General features: G+C 47.7%; 25 protein-coding genes and 1 tRNA gene. 4 read left to right on the forward strand and 22 right to left on the reverse strand.

All coding sequences use genetic code 11. From position 1 onward, the window contains the following. Positions 1 to 58: 58 nt before the first annotated feature. From asd to H6A32_RS05615, 3 genes are all read right to left on the reverse strand, one after another. Positions 59 to 1,144 carry an aspartate-semialdehyde dehydrogenase gene (asd, locus tag H6A32_RS05605; protein ID WP_087169215.1) on the reverse strand — a complete coding sequence of 362 codons (1,086 nt, stop codon included), beginning with the start codon at positions 1,142 to 1,144 and terminating at the stop codon, positions 59 to 61. Between the two features lie 12 nt (positions 1,145 to 1,156). Beyond that, complete coding sequence (gene argH, locus H6A32_RS05610; protein ID WP_087169216.1) at positions 1,157 to 2,536, reverse strand: argininosuccinate lyase; 1,380 nt, start codon at positions 2,534 to 2,536, stop codon at positions 1,157 to 1,159. A gap of 63 nt (positions 2,537 to 2,599) precedes the next feature. Next, positions 2,600 to 3,247, reverse strand: coding sequence for an epoxyqueuosine reductase QueH (locus tag H6A32_RS05615; protein WP_087169217.1), 648 nt, complete (start codon positions 3,245 to 3,247; stop codon positions 2,600 to 2,602). Positions 3,248 to 3,345: 98 nt separating this feature from the next. Between H6A32_RS05615 and H6A32_RS05620 the strand changes: the two genes are divergently transcribed. After that, entirely contained in the window at positions 3,346 to 4,134 is a 789-nt protein-coding gene (locus tag H6A32_RS05620) for an ABC transporter ATP-binding protein (protein ID WP_087169218.1), read from the forward strand. Then, positions 4,115 to 4,924: an ABC transporter permease gene (locus H6A32_RS05625; RefSeq protein WP_087169219.1), complete on the forward strand. Its 810-nt coding sequence runs from the start codon at positions 4,115 to 4,117 to the stop codon at positions 4,922 to 4,924. Before H6A32_RS05620 ends, H6A32_RS05625 begins: the two co-directional genes overlap by 20 nt. A gap of 60 nt (positions 4,925 to 4,984) precedes the next feature. Here the strand turns inward: H6A32_RS05625 and H6A32_RS05630 are convergent, their stop codons facing one another. The 4 genes from H6A32_RS05630 to H6A32_RS05645 form a co-directional block, all read right to left on the reverse strand. Then, a complete protein-coding gene (locus tag H6A32_RS05630; RefSeq protein WP_204863906.1) occupies positions 4,985 to 7,564 on the reverse strand; it encodes a GH25 family lysozyme in 2,580 nt (859 codons plus the stop codon). Positions 7,565 to 7,705: 141 nt separating this feature from the next. Then, positions 7,706 to 7,936 carry a hypothetical protein gene (locus H6A32_RS05635; RefSeq protein ID WP_191434271.1) on the reverse strand — a complete coding sequence of 77 codons (231 nt, stop codon included), beginning with the start codon at positions 7,934 to 7,936 and terminating at the stop codon, positions 7,706 to 7,708. A gap of 104 nt (positions 7,937 to 8,040) precedes the next feature. After that, positions 8,041 to 8,113 (reverse strand) — tRNA-Thr (locus tag H6A32_RS05640). Positions 8,114 to 8,358: 245 nt separating this feature from the next. After that, entirely contained in the window at positions 8,359 to 8,565 is a 207-nt protein-coding gene (locus H6A32_RS05645) for an alpha/beta-type small acid-soluble spore protein (protein ID WP_087169222.1), read from the reverse strand. Between the two features lie 181 nt (positions 8,566 to 8,746). Between H6A32_RS05645 and H6A32_RS05650 the strand changes: the two genes are divergently transcribed. After that, positions 8,747 to 9,025, forward strand: a complete 279-nt coding sequence (locus tag H6A32_RS05650; RefSeq protein ID WP_087169223.1) for a type II toxin-antitoxin system HicB family antitoxin — start codon at positions 8,747 to 8,749, stop codon at positions 9,023 to 9,025. A gap of 39 nt (positions 9,026 to 9,064) precedes the next feature. On the opposite strand, the gene recG is transcribed toward H6A32_RS05650, so the two are convergent. The 3 genes from recG to H6A32_RS05665 all read right to left on the reverse strand — a co-directional run bounded on the left by recG (position 9,065) and on the right by H6A32_RS05665 (position 13,210). Further along, positions 9,065 to 11,086 carry an ATP-dependent DNA helicase RecG gene (recG, locus tag H6A32_RS05655; RefSeq protein WP_204863907.1) on the reverse strand — a complete coding sequence of 674 codons (2,022 nt, stop codon included), beginning with the start codon at positions 11,084 to 11,086 and terminating at the stop codon, positions 9,065 to 9,067. A 75-nt stretch (positions 11,087 to 11,161) separates the two neighbouring features. After that, positions 11,162 to 12,832 (reverse strand): DAK2 domain-containing protein, encoded by a 1,671-nt coding sequence (locus H6A32_RS05660; protein WP_087169225.1) that lies wholly within the window; start codon positions 12,830 to 12,832, stop codon positions 11,162 to 11,164. Between the two features lie 18 nt (positions 12,833 to 12,850). Next, positions 12,851 to 13,210, reverse strand: coding sequence for an Asp23/Gls24 family envelope stress response protein (locus H6A32_RS05665; protein WP_087169226.1), 360 nt, complete (start codon positions 13,208 to 13,210; stop codon positions 12,851 to 12,853). A 240-nt stretch (positions 13,211 to 13,450) separates the two neighbouring features. Here H6A32_RS05665 and rpmB point away from each other — a divergent pair, with 240 nt between their 5' ends. Next, entirely contained in the window at positions 13,451 to 13,636 is a 186-nt protein-coding gene (rpmB, locus tag H6A32_RS05670; RefSeq protein ID WP_024732358.1) for a 50S ribosomal protein L28, read from the forward strand. Between the two features lie 62 nt (positions 13,637 to 13,698). Here rpmB and H6A32_RS05675 read toward each other — a convergent pair whose 3' ends face one another. From H6A32_RS05675 to H6A32_RS05730, 12 genes are all read right to left on the reverse strand, one after another. Beyond that, the gene (locus H6A32_RS05675) at positions 13,699 to 13,836 is read right to left on the reverse strand and encodes a hypothetical protein (RefSeq protein ID WP_158099192.1); all 138 of its coding nucleotides are present in this window, start codon (positions 13,834 to 13,836) and stop codon (positions 13,699 to 13,701) included. A gap of 54 nt (positions 13,837 to 13,890) precedes the next feature. Beyond that, positions 13,891 to 14,289 (reverse strand): GerW family sporulation protein, encoded by a 399-nt coding sequence (locus tag H6A32_RS05680; RefSeq protein ID WP_087169227.1) that lies wholly within the window; start codon positions 14,287 to 14,289, stop codon positions 13,891 to 13,893. Continuing rightward, positions 14,290 to 15,270 (reverse strand): DUF2953 domain-containing protein, encoded by a 981-nt coding sequence (locus H6A32_RS05685; protein WP_087169228.1) that lies wholly within the window; start codon positions 15,268 to 15,270, stop codon positions 14,290 to 14,292. Position 15,271: 1 nt separating this feature from the next. After that, positions 15,272 to 15,592, reverse strand: a complete 321-nt coding sequence (locus tag H6A32_RS05690) for a hypothetical protein (RefSeq protein WP_087169229.1) — start codon at positions 15,590 to 15,592, stop codon at positions 15,272 to 15,274. 12 nt (positions 15,593 to 15,604) lie between these two features. Next, positions 15,605 to 17,170 (reverse strand): peptidoglycan D,D-transpeptidase FtsI family protein, encoded by a 1,566-nt coding sequence (locus H6A32_RS05695; RefSeq protein ID WP_343215461.1) that lies wholly within the window; start codon positions 17,168 to 17,170, stop codon positions 15,605 to 15,607. Next, entirely contained in the window at positions 17,082 to 18,539 is a 1,458-nt protein-coding gene (locus H6A32_RS05700) for an FtsW/RodA/SpoVE family cell cycle protein (protein ID WP_346342249.1), read from the reverse strand. Before H6A32_RS05700 ends, H6A32_RS05695 begins: the two co-directional genes overlap by 89 nt. Positions 18,540 to 18,562: 23 nt before the next feature. After that, complete coding sequence (locus H6A32_RS05705; RefSeq protein WP_204863908.1) at positions 18,563 to 20,962, reverse strand: U32 family peptidase; 2,400 nt, start codon at positions 20,960 to 20,962, stop codon at positions 18,563 to 18,565. A 49-nt stretch (positions 20,963 to 21,011) separates the two neighbouring features. Then, positions 21,012 to 21,425: a cell division protein ZapA gene (locus H6A32_RS05710; protein WP_087169232.1), complete on the reverse strand. Its 414-nt coding sequence runs from the start codon at positions 21,423 to 21,425 to the stop codon at positions 21,012 to 21,014. A 103-nt stretch (positions 21,426 to 21,528) separates the two neighbouring features. Beyond that, positions 21,529 to 22,533 carry a Holliday junction branch migration DNA helicase RuvB gene (ruvB, locus tag H6A32_RS05715; protein ID WP_191427583.1) on the reverse strand — a complete coding sequence of 335 codons (1,005 nt, stop codon included), beginning with the start codon at positions 22,531 to 22,533 and terminating at the stop codon, positions 21,529 to 21,531. Between the two features lie 62 nt (positions 22,534 to 22,595). Beyond that, positions 22,596 to 23,210 carry a Holliday junction branch migration protein RuvA gene (ruvA, locus tag H6A32_RS05720; protein ID WP_087252074.1) on the reverse strand — a complete coding sequence of 205 codons (615 nt, stop codon included), beginning with the start codon at positions 23,208 to 23,210 and terminating at the stop codon, positions 22,596 to 22,598. Positions 23,211 to 23,227: 17 nt separating this feature from the next. Continuing rightward, a complete protein-coding gene (locus H6A32_RS05725; RefSeq protein ID WP_242958881.1) occupies positions 23,228 to 23,728 on the reverse strand; it encodes a Gx transporter family protein in 501 nt (166 codons plus the stop codon). Between the two features lie 12 nt (positions 23,729 to 23,740). Next, entirely contained in the window at positions 23,741 to 24,100 is a 360-nt protein-coding gene (locus H6A32_RS05730; protein WP_087169235.1) for a NusG domain II-containing protein, read from the reverse strand. Between the last annotated feature and the right edge of the window lie 181 nt (positions 24,101 to 24,281).

The raw sequence follows: 24,281 nt of genomic DNA on the forward strand, positions 1-24,281 counted from the left end.
ATCAGGGACGGGTAAAATTTCCCGTCCCTGATGAAAAATTCCATTCCAAGGCTTTCTGCTATTTTGCCTGAATATATTTCTGTGCAGCCAGCGTCTCCGCACAGAGGATGGCGCCTCCTGCAGCCCCTCTTACCGTATTATGAGAAAGTCCGATAAATTTAAAGTCGTACAGGCTGTCCTCTCTCAGACGTCCTACCGAAATGCCCATGCCGTTTTCATAGTCCACATCCAGAGCAACCTGCGGGCGGTTATCCTCCTCAAGATACTGGATAAACTGCTTCGGTGCGCTTGGAAGCTCCAGTTCCTGCGGAAGTCCGCGGTAATTTACCAGTTTCTCGATAAGCTGCTCTTTCGTCGGCTTTTTCTTAAAGTTGACAAATACTGCCGCCGTATGTCCGTCCAGCACCGGCACACGGATACACTGAGTCGTGATTACCGGAGCGGATGCCTTTTCGATTTTTCCATCACACACTTTTCCCCAGATCCGAAGCGGTTCCTGCTCGCTCTTTTCCTCTTCGCCTCCGATGTACGGAATGATGTTTTCCACCATCTCCGGCCAGTCCTTAAATGTCTTTCCGGCACCGGAAATAGCCTGATATGTCGTTGCCACCACTTCTGTCGGTTCAAACTCCATCCATGCAGTCAGAACAGGGGCGTAGCTCTGAATGGAGCAGTTCGGTTTTACAGCTACAAATCCGCGTGTCGTTCCGAGACGTTTCTTCTGCGCCTCAATCACTTCAAAATGCTCCGGATTTACCTCCGGAATGACCATCGGTACGTCCGGCGTCCAGCGGTGTGCACTGTTATTGGAAACAACCGGTGTCTCCGTCTTTGCGTAAGCATCCTCGATCGCGCGGATCTCCTCTTTGCTCATATCAACCGCGCTGAATACAAAGTCTACCGTGGAAGCAACTTCTTCCACTTCATTTACATTATGTACAATCAGCTTTTTGACTCCTTCCGGCATCGGTTTTTTCATTTTCCAGCGGTCTCCTACCGCTTCCTCATATGTTTTACCGGCTGATCTTGGAGATGCAGCCACCGTCACAACTTCAAACCACGGATGGCCTTCCAGAAGAGAGATAAATCTCTGTCCTACCATCCCTGTTGCTCCTAATATTCCAACACGTAATTTCTTTTCCATTGTATGGTCCTCCTACTCTGTTTCCAGTTCCTGCTTATAAACCTGAATTGCCTCCAGCATGGCACCTTTTCCCGGCGCTCCCTTTGTCAGACGTTTCTCAACGCATGTCTTCATGCTGATTGCGTCGTAAATATCTTCTTCAAATACCGGACTGACCGCCTTGTATTCGGAAAGTGGCAGATCATCCAGTGCACACTCCTTCTCAATGCACGTCAGCACAAGCTGGCCGATAATTCCGTGGGCATCCCGGAACGGCACGCCATGGTTCACCAGATAGTCTGCAGCATCCGTAGCATTGGTAAATCCTCTCCGGGCGCTTCTCTCCATTACATTCTTTCTGAACTTCATTGTTGCCAGCATGCCGGTAAAAAGCGGAAGGCAGCTGTTGACCGTATCCATCGCGTCAAAGGCCATCTCCTTATCTTCCTGCATATCTTTGTTGTATGCCAGTGGAATCCCTTTCATCGTTGTCAGCATCGACATCAGTGCCCCGTAAACCCGTCCGGTCTTTCCTCTTACAAGCTCCGCAATGTCCGGATTTTTCTTCTGCGGCATGATGCTGCTTCCGGTGCTGTACGCATCGTCGATCTCCACAAACTGATATTCATTGGAATTCCAGATAATGATTTCCTCCGAAAACCGGCTCAGGTGCATCATAATCGTTGAAAGTGCCGACAGATATTCAATCACATAGTCCCGGTCGGATACAGAATCCATGCTGTTCAGTGTAGCTCCGGAAAATCCAAGAATACTTGCCGTATATTCCCGGTCAAGCGGGTAGGTCGTTCCCGCAAGTGCGCCGCTTCCAAGCGGGCAGACATTCATTCTTTTATAAATATCCGAAAGACGGCTTCTGTCTCTCCGGAACATCTCGTAATATGCCCCCATATGATGCGTAAGGGTAATCGGCTGTGCTTTCTGAAGATGGGTAAATCCCGGCATAATGGTATCAAGATTATCCTCCATGATATGCAGAATCACCGTCAGAAGATCTTTCAGCAGCGCGTCTGTCTTCTGAACTTCTTCCCTTACATAAAGCTTCATGTCAAGGGCTACCTGGTCATTCCGGCTGCGGCCGGTATGCAGCTTCTTCCCTGCATCCCCGATCCGGTCAATCAGATTTGCCTCTACAAAGCTGTGAATATCCTCATATTCTTTCGTAATCAGAAGCGTGCCGTCTTCCACATCTTTTAAAATTCCGGCCAGGCCTTCCAGAATCTGATCCCGCTCCTGTTCTGTCAGGATCTGCTGCTTTGCCAGCATTTTGACGTGTGCCATGCTTCCCTCTATATCCTGTCTGTACAGACGCTTGTCAAATCCGATGGAGGCATTAAAATCATATACCATCTGATCGGTCTCTTTCGTAAAGCGTCCTCCCCATAACTGTGCCATCTGCGTTCCCCGTTTCTTTCTTATTTTAGTGAGTTAAACTATTAAAACATAATTTACCAAATTTTATTCTGTTTGTAAAGAATTATTTCTGTCTCTTTTTGAAAAGACACACCCGCAGTAATCCTGGCGGTAGAGTCCGTATTCCCCGGAAAGTTCCACGGAGCGCTTATATCCATTCTTCTTTTTGAAATCAGAAAACAGGTAAGAAACCCCGTATTCTTCCTGCAGCTTCTGTCCGATTTCGTTGAGTTTCTGCGCATTCTTCATCGGACTGATGGAAAGAGTCGTCGTAAAGAAATCCATCTTCCTTTTCTTTGCCTCTTCGGCCGTCCGGCGAAGCCGCATCTCATAGCAGCGAAAACAGCGCTCTCCTCCTTCCGGAAGCTGTTCCATTCCCTTTGCCATGTCAAAAAAAACATGCGCATCATAGTCTCCTTCAAGAAAAGAAACCGGATACTTCAGTTTCTCATTCATCCGCTCAATCAGATGTCTCTGCTCTTCTGCCCGTTTCCGGTATTCCGCTTCCTCTGTGATATTCGGGTTAAAGTAAAAAACCGCGATCCGGAAATAATCTGAAAGATACTCCATCACATAACTGCTGCACGGCCCGCAGCAGCTGTGAAGCAAAAGGGTCGGAACCTGCTCTTCCTTCCCGATTTTTTCCAGTATTTTTTCCAGTTCTTTTTGATAGTTTTTCTTCTGCTCCTGCATGGTTTCTCCTTTTCGGCTTTTATTCTACTGATAGTTATAATTCACATCTTTTTCTCTGTCAACATACATTATGATATAAATAGAAGGAGGTCAGCAATATGGATACCATCCTGAGCATCAATCATATCAGCCATTCCTATCATACATTAAAAGGGGAGACTCCTGCTCTTTACGATATCTCTTTTTCCGTAAACCAGGGTGAATTTCTTGCTGTTGTCGGGCCCTCCGGATGCGGCAAGTCCACCCTTCTCTCTCTTATTTCCGGTCTGTTACAGCCTGAAAAGGGGGAAATTCTCCTGCACGGAAAGCCGATTGAGGAACAAAAGGATAAAATCGGATATATGCTTCAGAGAGATGAGCTGCTTGAATGGCGCAGCATTTACCGGAATGTGCTCCTCGGTCCCGAAATTCAGCATTCCCTGAATCCGGAAGTAAAAAAAAGGGCCCATGAACTTCTGGATGCTTATGGTCTGGGACAGTTTCAGTCTTCCCGCCCTTCCGAGCTTTCCGGCGGGATGCGGCAGAGAGCCGCACTTGTCCGCACGCTGATATTAAATCCGGAAGTTCTCCTGCTAGATGAGCCGTTTTCCGCTCTCGACTACCAGACGCGGCTCAATGTCAGTGACGACATCGGCCAGATCATCCGCCGCGAAGGAAAGACCGCCCTTTTGGTAACCCATGATCTTTCCGAAGCCATCAGTCTGGCAGACCGCATCCTTGTACTTTCCAGCCGCCCTGCTTCTCTGAAAACCACAGTCAGCTTACATTTCGGTTTTCCAAAACCTGCAGACGATACCCCGCTGAACCGGCGGAACGCACCGGAGTTTAAAACCTATTTTAATCTGATCTGGAAGGAGCTGAATCAACATGAAAACCAAACAGACTGATCTTTCTGCTTCCCAGTCATCTTATCTTGCCGCCCGAAAAAAAGAACGGCGCCTTGTCCTGTTTTTCCGCATCGCCGTTCTGGTCCTCTTTCTTGTTCTCTGGGAATGGACTGCAGGCGAGGGAATCATCGATTCTTTTATTTTCAGCAGCCCATCCAAAATTCTAACCTGTTTCTTATCTATGGCAGCGGATAAGAGTATTTTCCCGCATCTTTCGGTCACGCTGTATGAAACGATCGTCAGTTTTCTTCTTGTCACCGGCATCAGCATCCTTGCTGCTGTCCTGCTCTGGTTTTCCAGAAAACTTTCCGCGGTTCTGGAGCCTTATCTGGTCGTTTTAAACAGTCTTCCAAAGTCTGCTCTTGCACCGCTTCTCATTGTATGGCTTGGCGCAGACCGGACAACAATTATTGTGGCCGGAATGTCTGTGGCTGTCTTTGGAAGCATTATGACACTTTACACCTGCTTTACAGGGACGGATAAAAATAAACTCAAGCTGATCTACACCCTCCATGGTACATCCTTGCATGCCCTTACCAAAGTCGTGCTGCCGTCTGCCGTACCTGCCATTATCAGCAACATGAAGGTAAACATTGGTCTCTGCCTTGTCGGTGTCATCATCGGTGAATTTCTGGCAGCCAGAGAAGGGCTTGGATATCTGATCATCTACTCCAGCCAGGTATTTAAAATGGATTGGCTGTTAATGTCTATCATCCTTCTTTGTATCATGGCGATGGTCCTGTATGCGGTCATCGGGCTTCTGGAACGTCTCTGCCGGAAAGTCCTGTGAAGAACTCCTGCAGAAAGGGCAGGATCCTTCTCTTGTGATCCTGCCCTTTTCTTTATCCATTTATTTTGTACGGAATGCAGTTCCGCCGCCTGTCGGACCTGTTTTTCCTTTTTCTACAAGCTGAATCTGAATTCCTTCCATCCGCCTGTTTAGTCCTTCCGTGCCGGCCTTTGCTCCGTTTTTCGTCCAGCCAAGCCAGCCATAATCCTGTACATGCACCCGGTAATAGATGTCATATTTCTTTGCCATTTCACCGGTCAGCTGAATCTGAACCGCTTCCATCCGAAGTTTCTTCCCTTCTGTTCCGGAAACAGCTCCATTGCTCTTCCAGCTCTGCCAGCCGATATTCTGGACATGTGCCCGGTACTGGATTCCACCGGTGTATGCTGTATTTTCAAGGCTGATTTTCAAAGCTTCCATCCGCTTTGCAACGCCGGTAACACCGCCGGTTGAACCGTTAAATGCAGTTGTATACCAGCCATAATCCTGCATATGAGCCTGGTATACTACGTTCTGAATCGTAGTTCTGTCTTTGAATGCCCCGGAGGTGCTTCCAGGAGCTGCTGCTCCTTTTGCCACAAGCTTGATCTGAATTCCTTCAATCCGTCTGCTGTATCCGGACGATCCTGCACCTGCTCCGTTTTTCGCCCAGCCAAGCCAGCCGAAGTCCTGTGTATGTACGCGATAGTAAATATCATATTTCTTTGCCATCTCGCCGGTTAAACGGATCTGAACCGCCTCCATGCGGAGTCCCTGTCCAGAAGTTCCGCTCATTGTACCGTTTTTCACCCAGCCAAGCCAGCCTTTGTTCTGCACATAGGATCTGTATTCGACATCTCCGCTGTACTGCGGGTACAGAAGATCTACCTTGAAGGCTTCCATTCGTTTGGACTCGCCAACGACACCGCCTGTTGCACCGTTAAGCGTCATCGCTCTCCAGCCGTATGTCTGCATGTGAGTCTCATAACCGACTCCTCCGGTTACCGCCTTCTCTTTGTAGACATTGGAAGTAGATCCCGGCGCAGCGGATCCTTTTGGAACTACTGCAATCTGAAGAGCCTCCATCCGTTTCTCATAGCCGGTTGTTCCCGCTGCGGCACCGTTTTTTGCCCAGCCAAGCCAGCCATAGTCCTGTACATGGGCACGATAATAAATATCATAATTTTTTGCCTGCGTTCCGGTCAGCTCAATCTTCACTGCCTGAACGGCTCTGTTCTGTCCTGTCGTACCGGATACCTGTCCCGCATTTCCGTTCTGTCCGCCAGTGACATAATTCTGCCAGCCCTTGTCTTCCACGAAAGAAGCATACCTTATACCCAGATCTCCGTAGCCGCTTCCAATGCTGATCCTGAATGCTTCCATCCGTTTTGACTCTCCGGTCACTCCGATCTGGTAGCCATTCTTTTTGGCAGCCATCCAGCCATAGTCCTGCACATGGGCACTGCCTGAGATGAGATTTCTGTCAGCTACGTTTACTGAGTTTTCATCCAAAGAAGAATTTTCCATAAGGAAATTAATATCTACAACGGCTGCCTGCCCAGTTGCATTATAAATACCATTAACACTTCCCTCAGAGCTACACTGCCAGATATCATAATCTCCCCGATATGTGCAAGAGGTATTATATTGCGCCACCCACTTCAACCATTTCTCGTTCTTAAAAACAGAAGAAGTCAGTCGTGTTTCCCACCAGTTCTTGTTAGCATAAATTCCTACTTTATAGCCTGCTGCTGACACTTGATCACAAAACGTTTTTGCCATCTGTCCAATCGTTGTGTTACTTGCCGATGCCGTCGTATCATCCTCCAAATCATAATACACTCCATATGTTGGATTATGTCCTTTCAACAGACGCAGGGCATGGGCAGCCTCGCTTCTAGCATCCGCTACAGTGCTAGCATAAGAATAGAGATATACCCCATATGGAATTCCTAAGCGTTCACATTCGGAAACATTGTATAACCATTGTTTATCATCTTGATAAGTGTAATTACCACCGTAACCACATCGAATAATGGCAAAATCAATTCCATCGTTTTTCACTTTCTGCCAATCAACACGTTGATGGTGGCTGACGTCGATTCCCTTCTTTGTTGCTCCTTCAATCACCTGTCCGATGCTGTTCATATATTTTCCATTTACTTTCTCCCATGCATACGGATAGGCTGCCGCTCTGGAATAAACCTGCGGCTGATGAATCAGTTCACCGTTCTGATAACGGAAGCTGTTTTCCTTTAATTCTTCCGGCTCTGTCTCCTGCACCTCTGCAGCTTCTGACTCGGCTGTTTCTGCCGTAACTGCTTCTTCGGTTACCGCCTCCGGTACAGTCGTCTCTGTGCTTTCGCTCCCTGTCGTTTCTTCTGCTGCCTGAGCAGTTTCCTGTTCCCCTGCACTGTCCGGCCCGGTCTCCTCCTGCCCGGAACCCCCGTTCTCCTCTACATCCGTATTGGTTTCTTCATTCTGTGCAGTCTGTGCCTCAGATTGTGCAGTTTCTTCCTGTGCGGTCTGTGTCCCCTCTGATGTATCTAAAGTCACAATCTCGTCCCGGGCAGTATCTTCCGCATATCCTGTTAATGCCGGGCCAAAAGCTCCTCCCAAAACCAGGCATAAACTAAGGCCGATCCCCAATAACTTATGCACTCTCCTCCTCATCGGTACTTTCATTCCTTTCATAATACATTTTAAGCTACGTTCACTATCTTAGCACACCTTCTATCTGCTGTCAAAATACATTGGAAACACGCAGGATTTCTTGCGCATCCCCGTTTCCGGCTGTGTCTCCTATTCCGGAAATTCCATTGTTACATAATATCCCCGGTCTGTTTCTTTGATTTCTTTTACGGTTCCTTTTCTTGCTTTCAGGCGGTCCCAGCTTTTATACAGACCGCTCATTGCTACAGACGGTTCGATCAGATAACTGTAGCCTCCAAGCGCCTGCAGTTCCGTAATTTCTGCTTCCTGTCCTTCTTCGATCAGCCCCGGACGCTCCATTTTAAATTCCATTGTTCTCATTTTCGTTCCTCTTTTCTATATTAACTTTTCCTCTTATAGCAAAAAAGAACCGTAACTTCCGGAATCCTGTGAATCTCCTGAAATTACGACTCTTTTCTTCTGTAAGCCGGAAATCGGACTTGAACCGACGACCCCTTCATTACGAGTGAAGTGCTCTACCGACTGAGCTATTCCGGCCTGTCCTGCACGATGTCTTACCATGATGTCTCTCCAACAGGCACAAATATTATTATATACATTTTTTCAAAATATGCAACTACTTTTTTTCGTTTTGATACATTTTTTCTGGTACATCGATACTTTTCAAAAAAATAGCGGATATGGCGGAAATTATACATCCCAGGAAAAAAGGCATCCTTCCTTTCCGTTTTGGGAAGCAGGGATGCCTTTTTCACATGTCACATTCTTTTGTTCAGAAAGAGTTATTTACCAGCCATCTGTCTTTCCTGTTCTTCGATCATCTTCTTGACCATATAACCGCCGACAGATCCGTTCTGTCTGGAAGTAAGGTCTCCGTTGTATCCGTCTGTTAACGGAACACCGAGTTCGTTTGCCACCTCATATTTGAATTTGTCTAAAGCACCTTTTGCTTCTGGTACGGCTGCTTTATTAGATGAACGATTTGTCATGATAATGTCCTCCTTTATCGTCATGTGTTTTTTTGTAACTTTTTGTTACATTCATAGTATATGAACATTTTTGTGAAATACTCTGGTAAAAACAGGAAAAACAATTTGTTCCCGAAATGTATTGCATTTTCCTCCCGATCTACTATTATATAAATATGTTGAAAAAAGGAGGACAACTATCATGATATTTATATACCCTGCGGTTTTCCGTAAAAAAGAAGATGGACGCTATCATGCGTTTTTTCCGGATCTGGAGTGCTGCGAAGCATCCGGAGATACTCTGGACGATGCCGTTGACAATGCCAACGAAGCTGCCAGAACGTGGATCAGCGTAGAGCTGGAGGAGAACGATCCTGTTTTGCCGCCGATTACCGATCCGGAAGATATCAAGACACAGGATGGAGATATCGTCCGGAATATCGCTGTCAATATACGTTTTTACGAGGGCTGGGATGAATAACCGTATGTAAATCAGAAAAAGACGGCCTTTTTGGCCGTCTTACAGTACATGAATATTATCCCGGTCTGCCCTTCCATATACAGGAAATTCCCTGATTTCTTCCGATGACGCGGCTTCTGCCGCCATCTGAAGAATCCCTGCATCCTGAAAGATATCTCCCAGTTTAAATTCCATCAGTCCGCTCTGTCGGATTCCGAACAGGTCTCCCGGGCCTCTCAGCTTTAAATCTTCCCCCGCGATATAAAATCCGTCATTGGAATGATTGAGGATATCCAGCCGTTTTTTCGTCTCTTTCGCCCTGGATGCCGTCATAAAAATGCAGTAGGACTGAAACGCCCCACGGCCAACGCGTCCGCGCAGCTGGTGAAGCTGTGCCAGGCCGAAACGCTCCGCATTCTCCACCATCATCACCGTGGCATTCGGTACATTGATCCCCACTTCCACAACTGTCGTAGAGACAAGAATCTGAATCTGGTTTTGGGCAAACTTCTCCATGATTTCATCTTTCTGCGTCTGTTTCATCTTCCCGTGAAGATAACCTACCGTCACTTCCGGCCCCATCCGTTCGGACAGCATCGTGGAGTAATCAATGACATTTTCCGCCTCCATGGCTTCGCTTTCTTCCACCATCGGACAGATGACGTAGCACTGTCTTCCCTCTTCCACCTGCTTTTTCATAAAGCGGTAGGCCGTCTCCCGGTATCCGGTATCCACCACACAGTTTTTGATTGGCAGACGGTCTTTCGGAAGCTCATCGATGACAGAAAGATCCAGATCTCCATAGATGATAATCGCAAGTGTTCTCGGAATCGGAGTGGCACTCATAACCAGAATGTGCGGCATGTTTCCCTTCTTTGCCAGAGCCTCCCGTTGTCTGACTCCAAACCGGTGCTGCTCATCCGTAATGACAAGTCCCAGATTGCGGTAATTTACTTTCTCCTGAATCAGGGCATGGGTACCGATAATAATCTGTGATTCTCCTGTTTCAATCCGCTCGTACGCCTCCCGGCGCTCTTTTGCCTTCATGGAACCGGTCAGAAGCTCCGTGCGAAACGGAATTCCATATTGCTCAAACATTTCGCAGATGGACTGGTAATGCTGCCTTGCAAGCACTTCCGTCGGAGCCATCATCGCTCCCTGATACCCGTTGCAGGCCGCTTCCAGAAGCGCAAGCACGGCCACGATCGTCTTACCGGATCCTACGTCGCCCTGTACAAGACGGGACATGGTGTAATCCCCCTGCATATCCTTCCGTATTTCCTTCCAGACTTTTTTCTGCGCATTTGTCAGTTCAAACGGAAGCTGTGACAGAAAATCGTCCACTTCCTGCTTTTTTTCCATCCGACAGCCATTCACACTCATCTCTTTTTCTTCTTTCATCTGGCGGATGGCCAGAAGGAATTCCAGAAATTCTTCAAAGACAAGCCGTTTTCTCGCATACATGTACATCGTTTTATCTGCCGGAAAATGGATGCCCCTGAGAGCGTAATTGTACTCGCACAGATGGTATCTCTGCCTGATGCTTTCGGGAATCGTTTCCCGCTGCAGATGAATATGTTCCAGCGCTTCCCGGACCGCCTTCATGACCGTCAGATTGGAAAGCCCTGCAGTCAGCGGATACACCGGCTGCATCGTATTGAGCTTTTCCTGATATTTCTCCACAGGCTGAAAGATTTCCGGATGCTCCATCACGAGTCCGCCCCGTTTATTCACCACCCTGCCTCTGACAATAATCCGGCTTCCGGACCGGAGCGTATTGCGCAGAAACGGCATCCGGAACCAGAGGACTTTCAAAGTTCCCGTCAGATCCCGGATCAGGGCGCTTACAGTCTGGAGCTTCCTGTTCGGTGAAACCTGGACACTCCCAAAAACACAGCCTTCCACGGCAGCAACTGTCCCTTCCTCCAGTTCACTCACCGGAACCGGGGCCTCATAAATGTCATAGGTTCTCGGATAATAGCGTAGAAGATCTCCTGCTGTATAAACTCCCATCTTCTGAAACAGCTTTTCTGTTTTTTCTCCGATCCCTTTGATTTCTCTGACTGGAGAATGCTCATTCATGTATTTCTCTCCTTTATACAGGAAAAGGATACTTTTTCGAAGTATCCTTTTCTGTTTCTTCTATTTTATCTTTACTTATTCGACCGACATCACATAGTAATAAATCGGCTGTCCGCCACGGTGTGCATCGACATCGAGATCCGGATACGCTTCCTCAACTTCAGAAACAAAACGCTCCGCTTCTTCCTCGGAAATGTCTTCACCGTAATAAATACTGATGAGTTCCGAATCTTCTGTCACCAGTTTCTCCAGAAGTTCTTTGGATGTTTCGGAGATAGAAGAACCTACGGAGAGAATTCCCTCATCGCCAATTCCCATAATATCTCCTTCATGGATCTCCTTTTCTCCGATTCTGGTGTCACGCACTGCATAGGTCACCTGACCTGTCTTTACAGTCTGGATAGCCTCAAGCATCATCTGCTCATTCGTATCCACGTCTTCTTCCGGCGAAAAGCTGATCACTGCTGTAATTCCCTGAGGTACTGTCCTGGTCGGAATCACAATGATATCTTTATCTCTTGTGAGATCTCTTGCCTGATTTGCGGCAAGTACAATATTTTTATTATTCGGCAGGATAAAGATCGTGTCGGCATTCACTTCATCAATCGCCTGAAGCATATCATCGGTACTCGGATTCATGGTCTGTCCGCCCTCAATGATATAATCCACTCCGATTTCTCTGAAAATCTCATTCATGCCCTCGCCAATGGAGACCGCGATAAAACCGGTTTTCTTTCTCTCTTTTTTCTCCTGCTTTTTCACTTTTTCCTGCGCTGCAAGCTTTTCCGCTTCCTGAATGACTCTCTCATGATGCTCCTCGCGCATATTGTCGATCTTCATCCGTGTCAGCTGTCCGTAAGTCAGCGCTTTCTGAATGGCAAGTCCCGGATCGTTTGTGTGTACATGCACTTTTACAACTTCGTCATCTGCCACACAGACAATCGAGTCACCGATGGACTCCAGATATGCCTTGAAGTCCTGCTCCTCCTGTTCAGAAAACTCCCGTCCTGTCAAGATAATAAACTCTGTGCAGTAGCCGAATTTGATATCCGTCTCCTCCATCGGCGCTTTACGCACAGCAGACGCTGACGGCGCCGCAGACGGCTCAATCGATGAATAGTCAATTTCTTTCCCAAGAAATGCGTCATACGCTCCTCTTAAGACTTCCAGAAGTCCCTGTCCGCCGGAATCCACAACTCCCGCCTCTTTTAATACCGGGAGCATTTCCGGAGTCTGATTCAGTACTTCCTGTGCATGATCCAGAATCTTCGGGAAGATTTCCGCAAGATCATCGGTCTCAAAAGCAAGTTCCTCCGCTTTTTCCGCAATTCCTCTTGCCACGGTAAGGATCGTACCCTCTTTTGGTTTCATAACCGCCTTGTATGCGGTCTCTTTTGCACGGATGCATGCAGCTGCAATCCCCGCAGCATCAATCTCCGTCTCATCCTGGATGGACTTGGTAAATCCACGAAGAAGCTGAGAGAGAATAACCCCTGAATTTCCTCTGGCACCGCGCAGCGAACCGCCTGAAATCGCCTTTGACAGCTCCTTCATTCCCGGATTGTCCAGCGCCCGTACTTCCTTTGCCGCCGACATGATGGTCATGGACATGTTCGTACCGGTATCCCCGTCCGGAACAGGGAATACATTCAGCTCATTGATGTACTCTTTTTTTGCCTCAATATTCTGTGCGCCTGCCAAGAACATCTTCGCAAGCATGTCTGCATTTATCGTTTTAATTTCCACCTCAAAGTTCCTCCCACATTAATCGATTACCCGTACGCCTTCAATATAGACATTGATCTTGTCAACCGGCATATTGGAAAATTCTTCGACTTTATATTTTACATTGCTGATCAGGTTATCCGTAACAGCCGAAATACTGACCCCGTATGCAACAATAACATGGAAATCAAGGCGGATTCTGTTATCTTCCGTAAGCTCTACCTGGATACCGTGTGTAAGGCTGTCTTTTTTCAGCAGTCTTACAAGTCCGTCTTTCATGTTGACTGCCGCCATCCCCACGATTCCAAAGCACTCTACTGCGACAGAGCCTGCATATTTGGCGATCACTTCCGGTGAAATGGTGATGATTCCCAGTTCCGTACTCATGCTGCCTTTCATACTAAGATACCTCCAATTCTTATCTATACTTTTTTCAGTTCTTTCCATGAAGTATTCTGCTTTATTATACCTTGTTTACACACATTTTACAACATCATCTCTTCATGTTATCTGTAAAACAGTGAAAAAATTATGATTTCCGGGAAATAAACTCTTGCATTTCCGGTATATATCTGATATCATAGTTAGTGTTGTGAGTCCTCAATTTGAGGACTAGTAAGAGCGTTAGGAGGTGTAATCATGGCGAAATGTGCTATTTGCGAAAAAGGGGCTCATTTTGGAAACAATGTCAGCCACTCTCATAGAAAAACACCAAAAATGTGGAAATCTAATGTAAAATCTGTTCGTGTTAAAACAGAAGGCGGAGCAAAGAGAATGTACGTATGTACATCCTGCTTAAAATCCGGAAAAGTAGAAAGAGCATAAGTTCTGCATACAAAAAAAACCAGGAATCTTGTCATCCTGGTTTTTTTGTTTCTTAATTTTTATCAGCAGCAGAAAAAAACATAGCCCAGTACGAGAAATACTGCCGTTATGCAGATATCCCAAACCAGACCCGGCAGGAACATCGAAAGAATCAGTCCTGCCGCGATCATAAAGCATGCAAATCCAATCACTCTTTTCATTCGATATCCCTGCCGTTTTGTTTCTTGATTTTATATATGCAGTTTTTCAGCCTTTTATTCGTTTTCTTTTTTCCCTTCGTCCAGAATCTCGTTGACTTCTTCTTCTGTTACCTTATTCTCGTCTCTTGTCCGGAAACGCTCCACGAGATCCGGTACCATGTCCAGAATCTTTGTGATCGTATCCTGATTTTTAATATTAACCAGTCTTGTCGTCCCGTTCTGAATCACAAGCACTGCGCAAGGAGTCATCTTGCCTCCCAGTCCACCGGCTCCCTTTTCATTCTTATCTGCGGTAAAAGAACCTGCCCCTACAGAAAAGGACACGTCCACAAGCGGGAGGATGATCGTATCTTTTACATGGATCGCCTCACCGACCACCGTCTTGGATGAAATCACATTATCCATTCCGTGGAACAATGCTTCCATCGTTGATTTGAAATTACTCTCTGCCATTTATGATTCCTCCTTCTTCTGGCGTTTTAACAGATGCAGTACTTCTTTTGCGGTACTGCGGATATTCTTATCTGCCACAAGCCTGACAGCCGCTGCTGCCAGATGGTTCATCCGAAGATGTCCCTTGATAAATATACTGCCATTTAATGCAGGTTTTTCAAAATCAGGTGCAATCTGAAGCCATTTCCCGAAGAACGGGTAGAAAAGCGCAAGCCAGGAAAGCAGTTTCCCGGTATAATACGGATCGTCAAACCCATACTCCACATACCCTCGCGCTTCTTTTGGCATCCATGTCTTTATGAAATGAATCAGAACTATCTTCCCCTTTTTGAAGGCAGCCTGATGTACTTCATCTTTGATAAACTTTTCTATCCTGTCTTTTGTTTTGGACAGCGTCTTTATCTTATCACAGATTCTTTGAAATGTATACTTGATTTTCCCGGAAATCCGCTGCCATCCGGATTCCTTTTTCTCGCCTTTCCGGCTTTGCGGCTTTTCTTTTGCGCTCTTTTCTTCCTGCTTCTTCTCCGGATCCGGCTTTTCTTTTTTTACAGCTTCCCGCTTCCGGGAATCATTCTCTTTTCCTCTGCCTTCCTGCTCTTCCGGTTCTCTTGTACCGTCCTCAGGTCTTCCAGGGACTTTTTTATCCTCTTTGTACTTTTCAGGAGTCTCTTTTTCCTGAATTTCTTCCTCCGGCTCCTCGTTCTTATCCTGCCCGATCTTTTTCCATGCAATTCCCGCCATCCAGTGAAATTTCTGATTTTCGTAGGCTGCCTGAAAACGGATCAGTCGGAAAAAATACCGGATGGAAATCTTTCCTGTAATCTTTTCCGGCTCCTCAATGTCTCCGGACGCGCTCAGTTCATACCGGACCGGCACAAACAGAACCGTCAGAATTCCAAGCAGAAGGAGTCCCAGAACAAGAAGAAGTAAAATCCCTGCTATCTTTAGAATCCACAGTAAAATATGTACGATTATCATTCTAATTTCCCTGCCGCTTCAAAATATACTGCCGGATATCCGCATCCCCTGTCTTGTCCACTGTCTCTTCGGCAATCTTCCGGACAAGCTCCAGCGCCTGCAGATATCCCTTTGCCAGGCCTACCACAAACACATCCTTATCCCGGTACCATTCCTGATTCAGCATCCCGCTGTGATAGATTTCCAGCTGATTTTTCTCATTTTCCGGCAGGGCAATCAGGTAGACCCGGAACTGAAATTCTTTCTTTTCCAGATGTTCCATTATCTCCTCTTCCCTGCCTTTTAATTCTTCACTTACATACAGATCTTTCAAATACCGCATTGTAAAGCACCTCTATTCCGCATAGAATGCCTCGAAGACGTCTCCCGCAACATCCGTCGCAACATCACCGGTACTGTCGGAGTTTTCGATCACAACAGCCAGTGCAAGATCCGGATTGTCCACGTTGGAAAATCCGATAAACCAGGAGTGTGTTTTCTCTTTATCATCACTGTACTCACTTGTTCCTGTCTTCCCTGCGATGGAAACCCCAAGAGAATTCAGGGAACGGGCTGTTCCGTATTCCACAACTCCCTGCATATATTCTGTCAGCTGAGCTGCCTCCTCGGAGGTCATCAGCTCTTTGTAAGACTCCGGAACGTATTTCTCTACCGTCTCGCCCTCTGCACTTGTAATCTGATCTACCAGATACGGCTGCATCAGAATTCCATTATTGGCGATGGCAGATGTAATCAACGCCATATGGTACGGACTCACCTGAAGTTTTCCCTGTCCAAAAGCCGTCATGGCGATGGCAGCGTCTCCATCATCGTCCTGCAGATTGAATTTGCTTTCATTATAGACAAGCGGACACGGAAGCTCTGAATCAAACAGAAGATCCTCTGCCGTATTGCGGAACTCATCGATATCCAGGCTGAGTCCGATGTTGGAGAACGATGTGTTGCAGGAATATGCCAGGGAATCTGCCAGATCGACCGTTCCATGCACATCATTTCCAAAACAGTGAATTTCATTTTTCCCTGCTGTGATTTCTCCTGTACAGCGGTAGGTATAATCCTGATAATTTGCATTCTGGCGCATATACGCAAGAGTTGTCACTACCTTGAATGTAGATCCCGGAGCATACTGTCCCTGCGTCGCACGGTTGACAAGAATTCCTTCCGTGTTTGCGTTTAAGCTTTCCCAGTCCTCCACGATGGTATTCGGATTGTAGGACGGTTTGGAAACCATCGCAAGGATCTTTCCCGTACTAGGCTCAATCGCCACGACTGCTCCCCGGTTGTTTCCGAGCGCATCGTAAGCCGCCTGCTGGAGATCCGTATCGAGTGTCGTGGTAATATTGTTTCCTGCGCTTTTCCGCCCTCTGAATTCATTCAGAAGCTTTGTCCGGAACGAAACATTTGAAGTCTGAAGCTGGAAATTCTGCGAGGACTCCAGACCGGACTTTCCTTTGTCCGAATATCCGACGACATGGGCAAAAAGCTCTTCGTACGGATAGGTTCTCGTCTGGGTGCCGTCTTCATTTTCCACAGACTCGGCAAGGACATTTCCATCCTTGTCCAGAATCGAGCCCCGGAGCACCTGGTTTTCATACAGATCCATCCTTGGATTTCTGGAATCATTGATAATTTCTCTTCCCTGTACCACGTTGAAATAGGAAAAATAGCCGATCATTCCCACAAAAAGAAGAACAAAAAAGTAAGTTACAAAAACATACTGGCGGTTCGCCTTTTTCTTCTTTTTGGCACGTCGCCTTTCTTCCTGCTGTTCTTTCTTCTTTTCTGCCTTTCCGGGCTTCCTTGGAGCCGGCTTACGGTCTCCGTACACGCTGTGAGTTCCGGTTCTTAGAGTTTCTTCTTCGATCTCCCGACGGAGCTCCCGCTGAAGGCCTCGTTCCATTTGATCGAGGTCTTCCGGTCTGCTGTGCCTGCCGTCTTCTCTTCGCCCGTAATTGTCTCTCTCTTTGTCGTTCAATATCCTCTTCCTCATCTTCTCTTAAAATATACAGCCCCTGGATGATCGCAAACATGATCATCGTGCTTAAAAGGGAACTTCCTCCATAGCTCACAAGCGGCAGGGTCACACCCGTAGACGGGATAAATTTGATTACTCCGCCGATCGCAAGAAATACCTGGAAGATATAACAGGTTCCAAGTCCCAGCGCTACCAGTTTATAAAAGCTGTCTCTTAACTGCATCGCAATATTCAGAAACATAATGTAGCAGCTGACACAGATCAGAATGATGCAGATCGCAAAGACAGCTCCCAGTTCCTCCGCAATCGCGGAGAAAATAAAGTCTGTCGTAACAACCGGAATCTTGTCCGGAAGTCCCTGGCAGAGTCCAAGGCCGAACCATCCTCCTGTGCCGATCGCAAACAGCGACTGCGCCACCTGATATCCCCCTTCATTATAGACCGCGAACGGGTCTCTCCAAACCGTTACCCTCGTCCTCACATGAGAAAACAGAAAATATGCGGCTACCGAAGCAACACTTCCGGCTCCCACGCCTGCCGCAATATAGAGCGGCTGCCGTGTGGCCACATACAGCATCACAAGGTACACTACAAAAACAATCAGTGCCGCTCCCAGGTCTGTAGAAGCGACCAGAATCAGAACATGCAGCGCCGCCACGATCGTTGTGATAACTACATTTCTGAAATCCTTTGCCCTGTAGAGACTGGATGCCACAAAAAATACAAATACAATCTTCACGAGTTCTGACGGCTGCACACTGATTCCCGCCACTTCAAATCCAAGCATGGCTCCGTTTGATACCCGTCCTACAACAATAACCGCGGCAAGTGCCGCAACACCGACCACTGCATAGACCAGTTTCAGTCTGCTTAAAAATCTGGCTTTCCGGATAATGACCGGAACAAACAGCGAAATGACACCGGATGCCGCTACAATAATTACCTGCTTAACCGCATTGTTATATGAAAGCCTTGTCAGCATGATAAATCCTACCGCAAGAAGCATACACATATTGTTGACAACCAGTCTGGACACTTTCGGGTACAGAAAACCATAAAGCAGAATAATTGATCCCAAAAGCGCTACCTGTATGACATAAAACACGAGAATTCTGGCCTCCTGCATACGCAGAAACAGGGTCAGAAATGCCAGGAAGTGGATCATGAAGATCCAGATGCTCTGCCTCCTTAAAATCCACATCTTCGTATAAGCATCGTGATATCCGAACACGCTGAAACACTCAAAAGTATAGATTACCATCATCAGCAGAATCAGATATTTTGAAATTTCCATTATAATATTAAACAAATTGCCACCTACTTTATTCCCCTTTTAAAATGTCCACGCGTAAAATCATCAAACTGCTCTGCTGCCTGCGGATACCCTCCGTCTCTCAGGAAGCCGTCCCCGTAAAGCCTGATTACTCTCCTTGTCTCATCGGCGTCCTCCAGCGAAAATTCCAGCCGGACATTGTCAATCCCGATCCGTTCGATCTCCGGAAGCAGATCCAGCAGCACAAGCGGCGCCGTATTATAGATAATATTATAACATGTATCACAATAATTTTTTACATAAAATGTCTTCTGATACCGGTCCTTCAGTTTTGTGACAGCTGCTTTTCCATCGCAGTGTCCCGTAGATTTTTTTACGCATCCCGCGCTGATCATCATCGGAGCATATCCATATACGACCATCTCTTCTTCTCCGGAAACGGTTTCACGAATCTCCTGGCTGTTCAGCTCTAATGATACTGTTGTACCATTTATCCCTGCATTTTTCAAGAATTCTACAGCTTTTTTGTTCAATGTATACAAATGATGGTCCGCCTGAACCTTGTTTTTCCATACTTTTTTTTGCAGATATGACAAAGATTCCAGATTTCTCACGAGCGCACCATTCCACGGGAACGCTTCCAGATCTCCCCAGATTCTGTCGTAGAGCCGTTCGGCCTGTTCTCTGAAAATGTGAGGAAATACAAGATACCATTCGGCTTTCCTTGTTTCAAAAAGTGCCCGGATCTCCGCTCTTCCCGATCCGGACGCAAACAGGTCGGCCGCCAGATGGCTTTCCACGTAGATACGGCCTGCATCTTCCTCCTGTACCGCTGCAGCTAACTGTTCTCTTGTCTGCACAAGAACAGAAAGCATCCTCGCATGCGGATCCCGGACAGTTGTACCGGTCTCCTTTTTCTCCGGTATCTCCGGACAGGATCTTTCATACTGTCCCAGAATGGCATCTTCCAGCTTCTGTGCCGCCTGTCTGCGAAGCTCATTGACAACCTGCATCGGGAAGAAAATCCCTTCGTCCATCTCAACAGCCATCTTCTCTGTCCGGAACGGAGTATTCCCCATCTTGCCAAGCTGCTTTTCCACTCTCGCCCGGTCCAGCGGCTGCTTTTTCGCCTCTTCCGGAACCATGCCCTCGGCGCTGACCTCGATGCTTCCCATCCTGAGAGTCAGCCTGGACGGCTCTCCGGCACGGAACACTGCCTCCGCCTGCACCGGACGCCGGATATCAGCGGTTTTCAGATGATCCCGGATCTCCCCGATCAGGCTTTCATTCCGGACTCTTGACAGAATCGTTCTCGGCTTCACTGCCGTTCCCTTTGCCACGAGAATCTGGAACTGGCCGCCCTTTTTTACGTCCTGTCCAAGTGTAACATTTTCTTTGGCGGAGATTTCCAGAACATCGCCTTTCTGTACCGCTGCGAGTGCTTTTAACAGAAGGCTCCTTCCCTTCTGCCGCTCCACACAGGCTGCCGGAATCCCGGCGTGATTCGGCCTGTCAGGCGAAATCATCTCCGGGCCGTTCTGCATATGGTAGTAGCCCCTGCAGCTGCCGCCGCGGTTATACAGATCCATCAGTCTCATTTTGTCCTCTTCTGACACCCGGTATCCCTCTCTTCCCTTCTCAAGGAAAAGGTCTGCGTATTTCCGGTACATCCGCGCGGTCTCAGATACATACTCCGGCTTTTTCATCCGTCCTTCAATTTTAAAAGAGTCCACTCCGGCCTCAATCAGATCCGGGATGTCATCCAGAGCCATGATATCCTTCAGGCTCAGAATGCAGGATGGCTTCTTCATTCCTTCCACCTGATATTTCAGACGGCACGGCTGCGCGCACTGTCCCCGGTTGCCGCTCCGCCCACCGAGCATGCTGCTGAACAGGCACTGTCCGGAATAAGAATAGCAGAGCGCGCCGTGGACAAAGCACTCGATCTCCAGCCCGGTCTCCTCTTTCATCTTCCGGATCTCCGAAAGGGAAAGCTCCCTTGCCGGAACAATCCGCTCCACACCGTATTTCTTTAAAAATCCTGCTCCGGAAGCCCCTGCCACAGACATCTGGGTGCTCGCATGAAGCGCAAGATCCGGGAAATGCTCCCGGATAAAGGAAAGCGCTCCCAGATCCTGTACCAGAACCGCATCCAGACCGTTTTCATAAAACGGCTTCAAAAACGAAAAGAGACGTTCTTCCATCTCCCGCTCTTTGATCAGTGTGTTGACGGTCAGATACAGCTTCTTTCCGTAAAGGTGTGCCTCTCGGATAGCCCGGATCAATGTCTCCCGGTCAAAATTCCCGGCATACGCTCTGGCTCCAAACAGGTCCCCTCCTGCATAGACTGCATCCGCTCCGGAACGGATCGCCGCCTGAAAGGCTTCATAAGTGCCCGCGGGTGCGAGAATTTCCACTTCTTTATTCTGTTTCTTATTATTCATCTCTTTCTATTCCTGCCTTACTTCGAAAAAAGGCTGTCCTTCGACAGCCCTAATTCTTTCGGTGATTTTTCATTTCTGTTTCCAACTGCACAATCTTCATCTGCAGCTCCTGATTTTCTTCCTTCAGCTTATCCATTGCCCTGTCCGCATTTTCCAGCTTGATCTGCGCAGAGATCAATTCGTGCTTTAAGTCATACATCTCTTTATCTTTCGATTCCATATCAATTTCAAGAGACGAGCCCTGCTCCTTTGCTTTAAAATAATCGTCCGCAATGTTCAGTGCAAGAAGGATGCTTTTTGTGTCGCTGCTCTGCTTTTTGTAGCTTTCATTCTCACTGCATTCTGCAATCTTGTGATTCAGATAATTTGATACTTTCTGAAGATACTCCTCGCTCTCAAAGCCGCTCAGCGTAAATACCCTGCCATCAATGATAACTTCGGTATAATTTCTTGATGCTGCCATAGCCGGTGCTTCCTCCTCCTATATGAAGTCTCTGATATTCATTATAAACGATCTGGTTGGAAAAACCAACCTTTTTCTTTGATATTCTCCGTGGAAGGGAATTTTACTCTTCCTTTCCCATGGAAAATCCAAGATGCTGATATGCAAAAGCCGTAGCCGTCCTCCCTTTCGGAGTCCTCTGAATAAAGCCGTTTTTCAGGAGAAAAGGCTCATATACATCCTCCAGCGTACCGGAATCCTCGCCGATGGCAGCTGCAAGTGTATCCAGTCCTACCGGCCCGCCTCCGAATTTTTCGATCATGGTCGTCAGAATCGTCCGGTCCGCATAATCCAGACCGAACCGGTCCACTTCCAGAAGATCCAGCGCAAAAACTGCTACTTCCTCGGTAATCACACCATTATATTTAACCTGCGCAAAATCCCGCACCCGTTTTAAAAGGCGGTTGGCCAGACGCGGCGTCCCTCTGGAACGTCTCGCAATCTCAAGCGCTCCTTTCGGGTCAATCTCAACTCCGAGCACCTGGGCGGAACGCAGGACAATCGTCTGCAAATCCTCAGCCGTATAAAACTCCAGCCGGTTCACCACACCAAACCGGTCCCGAAGCGGCGCCGTCAGCATTCCTGCTCTCGTCGTCGCCCCCACAAGCGTAAACTTCGGGAGATCCAGACGGATGGATCTTGCCCCTGCTCCTTTTCCGATCACAATATCGATGGCAAAATCCTCCATGGCCGGATACAGCACCTCTTCCACTTGCCGGTTAAGTCTGTGGATCTCATCCACAAACAGCACATCCCGCTCCTGCAGGTTATTCAAAATCGCAGCCATCTCCCCAGGCTTTTCGATCGCCGGACCGGAGGTCACTTTCATATTGACTCCCATCTCATTGGCAATGATCCCGGCAAGAGTCGTCTTTCCCAGCCCCGGAGGTCCGTAAAAGAGCACATGGTCCAGTGCTTCCCCTCTTGCCTTTGCCGCTTCTATATAAATCTTTAACGTTTCTTTCGCCTTTGTCTGTCCGATATAATCTTCCAGATACTGAGGCCGGAGGCTGCCTTCAATCTTCTGGTCTTCCTCCAGTGTTTCTGTCGTAATAATTCGTTTCTTCATGCTTCTCTGCCTTCCGGATAGTTATTTGAATGAACCGCGCCCTTTTGCCCGGCCCTCCTCCATTAAAACAGTGCCATCTGCCGCAGGGCCTGTTTCAGCACATCTTCTACGGTACTGTCCTCATGGATCTCCACGTTTCTGACTGCCTGGAATGCTTCGGTACTTCCATATCCCAGCGCTGTCAGCGCTTCCACTGCCTCGTTCTGAATCCGCCCTGCTCCTTCTTCATTTCCCGGAACAGACGGCGCATCCGTCTCCTGTCCGATGGTATCAGAAAGCTTCAGCTTGTCTTTCAGCTCTAAAATCAACTTTTCCGCTGTCTTCTTTCCGATTCCCTGAGCCTTTGAAATGGCCTTTGCGTCCCCCGCCATCACTGCGAACCGCAGATCATTCGGTGTCATCTGCGTCAGGATGCTGAGACCTCCCTTCGGGCCGATCCCGCTGACCCCGATGATCAGCTTAAAGACCTCCAGTCCGTCCTTTGTCAGGAATCCAAAAAGCTGCATCAGATCTTCTTTCACATGCAGATACGTATGGATCTTCACTTCCTGTCCAGTCTTCGGAAGGCTGGACATGTCACTTCCGGACATGAAAATCCCGTATCCGACGCCTCCTACATCAATAACCACATGGTTCTCGCCAATCTCCGCAAGCTCCCCTCGTATATATGAAATCATCTTTCTTCCTCCGTCAATTAAAACTGGATCCCCCTGATCCTTTTCAGCATTTCCCCGGATGCAAGCCCGATCACAAGTCCTGTAACCAGACCGGAAACCAGAAGCACCGGAACATACGAAAACACGCCATAGGTCTCCACCACAAGGGCCGCTGCCAGAAGCTGCCCGATATTGTGGAACACACCACCGGCAATGCTCACTCCCAGAACACTGACTGATTTCACATGCTTCAATCCCCACATCACAGTCAGACTCAACAGTCCTCCTGCCAGACTGTAAAGAATACTCATCAGATTACCGAACAGAAATCCTGACAGAACCACCCGCACAACGGAAAGGAGATATGCCTCTTTGACAGGCATCCTGTAAAGTGCTATCACAATCACAATATTGGCAAGTCCAAGCTTGACCCCCGGAATCCCGATCTGAAACGGTATCAACGTCTCAATATAACTGAAAATCAATGCCAGCGCCACAAACACTCCAAATGACGCCAGGCCTGCTCCTCTTCTTTCCACACTGCACCTCTTTTACTGCACGACCGCATCCGCTCCGGATGATTCTCCATCTTCAATCGATACAACAACCTCGTGAGGCAGGCAAATAATACTTTCTCCATTTCTCGAAATTGCGCTGTGACGGACACAGACCTGATCCGGACAGTCCGCCTTCTCCATACTTGCGCTTCCATTTTCGATAACAAGTGTATTTGTCCCTCCATTGATCTCGATCGTCTGATCTTCATTCAGACTGTATCTGCCCTCCTCTTCGCCGTCTACATAGACGACCGCTTCGCCGCCTCCGCTTCCGGTAAAGGCTCTGTATATTCCAAATGCCGATCCTGCTACAAGCAAAATCAAAAGAATCAAAATGATATCTCCCTTTTTCATGGGGACCTCCTTCTTCCGGTTTATTTTAGCACATCCGCCCCGGCACTGCAACCGTATGTTCGATAGTACAGCGGTAAAGAATAAATTTTAGAAATCCCTGCTTTTCAGCCAGAGTATGTTATTGTGGCTATTTTGCACAACAAGCGTCTCCTTTGGAGCCGTTATCCACATCTCAAGGCCA

The organism is Drancourtella massiliensis, from assembly GCF_016900655.1.
GTDB classification, from domain to species: domain Bacteria; phylum Bacillota; class Clostridia; order Lachnospirales; family Lachnospiraceae; genus Sellimonas; species Sellimonas catena.

Excerpts from the sequence above, each read along its gene's own strand:
- H6A32_RS05645 (WP_087169222.1), bottom strand. The coding sequence starts at position 8,565 with ATGACAAATCGTTCATCTAATAAAGCAGCCGTACCAGAAGCAAAAGGT.
- H6A32_RS05615 (WP_087169217.1), bottom strand. The coding sequence starts at position 3,247 with ATGCAGGAGCAGAAGAAAAACTATCAAAAAGAACTGGAAAAAATACTG.
- H6A32_RS05665 (WP_087169226.1), bottom strand. The coding sequence starts at position 13,210 with ATGAAAGGCAGCATGAGTACGGAACTGGGAATCATCACCATTTCACCG.
- H6A32_RS05710 (WP_087169232.1), bottom strand. The coding sequence starts at position 21,425 with ATGGCAGCATCAAGAAATTATACCGAAGTTATCATTGATGGCAGGGTA.
- H6A32_RS05730 (WP_087169235.1), bottom strand. The coding sequence starts at position 24,100 with ATGAAAAAGGGAGATATCATTTTGATTCTTTTGATTTTGCTTGTAGCA.
- asd (WP_087169215.1), bottom strand. The coding sequence starts at position 1,144 with ATGGAAAAGAAATTACGTGTTGGAATATTAGGAGCAACAGGGATGGTA.
- H6A32_RS05620 (WP_087169218.1), top strand. The coding sequence starts at position 3,346 with ATGGATACCATCCTGAGCATCAATCATATCAGCCATTCCTATCATACA.
- argH (WP_087169216.1), bottom strand. The coding sequence starts at position 2,536 with ATGGCACAGTTATGGGGAGGACGCTTTACGAAAGAGACCGATCAGATG.
- rpmB (WP_024732358.1), top strand. The coding sequence starts at position 13,451 with ATGGCGAAATGTGCTATTTGCGAAAAAGGGGCTCATTTTGGAAACAAT.
- H6A32_RS05685 (WP_087169228.1), bottom strand. The coding sequence starts at position 15,270 with ATGATAATCGTACATATTTTACTGTGGATTCTAAAGATAGCAGGGATT.
- H6A32_RS05705 (WP_204863908.1), bottom strand. The coding sequence starts at position 20,962 with ATGAATAATAAGAAACAGAATAAAGAAGTGGAAATTCTCGCACCCGCG.
- H6A32_RS05695 (WP_343215461.1), bottom strand. The coding sequence starts at position 17,170 with ATGGAACGAGGCCTTCAGCGGGAGCTCCGTCGGGAGATCGAAGAAGAA.
- H6A32_RS05700 (WP_346342249.1), bottom strand. The coding sequence starts at position 18,539 with ATGGAAATTTCAAAATATCTGATTCTGCTGATGATGGTAATCTATACT.
- H6A32_RS05650 (WP_087169223.1), top strand. The coding sequence starts at position 8,747 with ATGATATTTATATACCCTGCGGTTTTCCGTAAAAAAGAAGATGGACGC.
- ruvA (WP_087252074.1), bottom strand. The coding sequence starts at position 23,210 with ATGATTTCATATATACGAGGGGAGCTTGCGGAGATTGGCGAGAACCAT.
- H6A32_RS05690 (WP_087169229.1), bottom strand. The coding sequence starts at position 15,592 with ATGCGGTATTTGAAAGATCTGTATGTAAGTGAAGAATTAAAAGGCAGG.
- recG (WP_204863907.1), bottom strand. The coding sequence starts at position 11,086 with ATGAATGAGCATTCTCCAGTCAGAGAAATCAAAGGGATCGGAGAAAAA.
- H6A32_RS05635 (WP_191434271.1), bottom strand. The coding sequence starts at position 7,936 with ATGAGAACAATGGAATTTAAAATGGAGCGTCCGGGGCTGATCGAAGAA.
- H6A32_RS05675 (WP_158099192.1), bottom strand. The coding sequence starts at position 13,836 with ATGAAAAGAGTGATTGGATTTGCATGCTTTATGATCGCGGCAGGACTG.
- H6A32_RS05680 (WP_087169227.1), bottom strand. The coding sequence starts at position 14,289 with ATGGCAGAGAGTAATTTCAAATCAACGATGGAAGCATTGTTCCACGGA.
- H6A32_RS05625 (WP_087169219.1), top strand. The coding sequence starts at position 4,115 with ATGAAAACCAAACAGACTGATCTTTCTGCTTCCCAGTCATCTTATCTT.
- ruvB (WP_191427583.1), bottom strand. The coding sequence starts at position 22,533 with ATGAAGAAACGAATTATTACGACAGAAACACTGGAGGAAGACCAGAAG.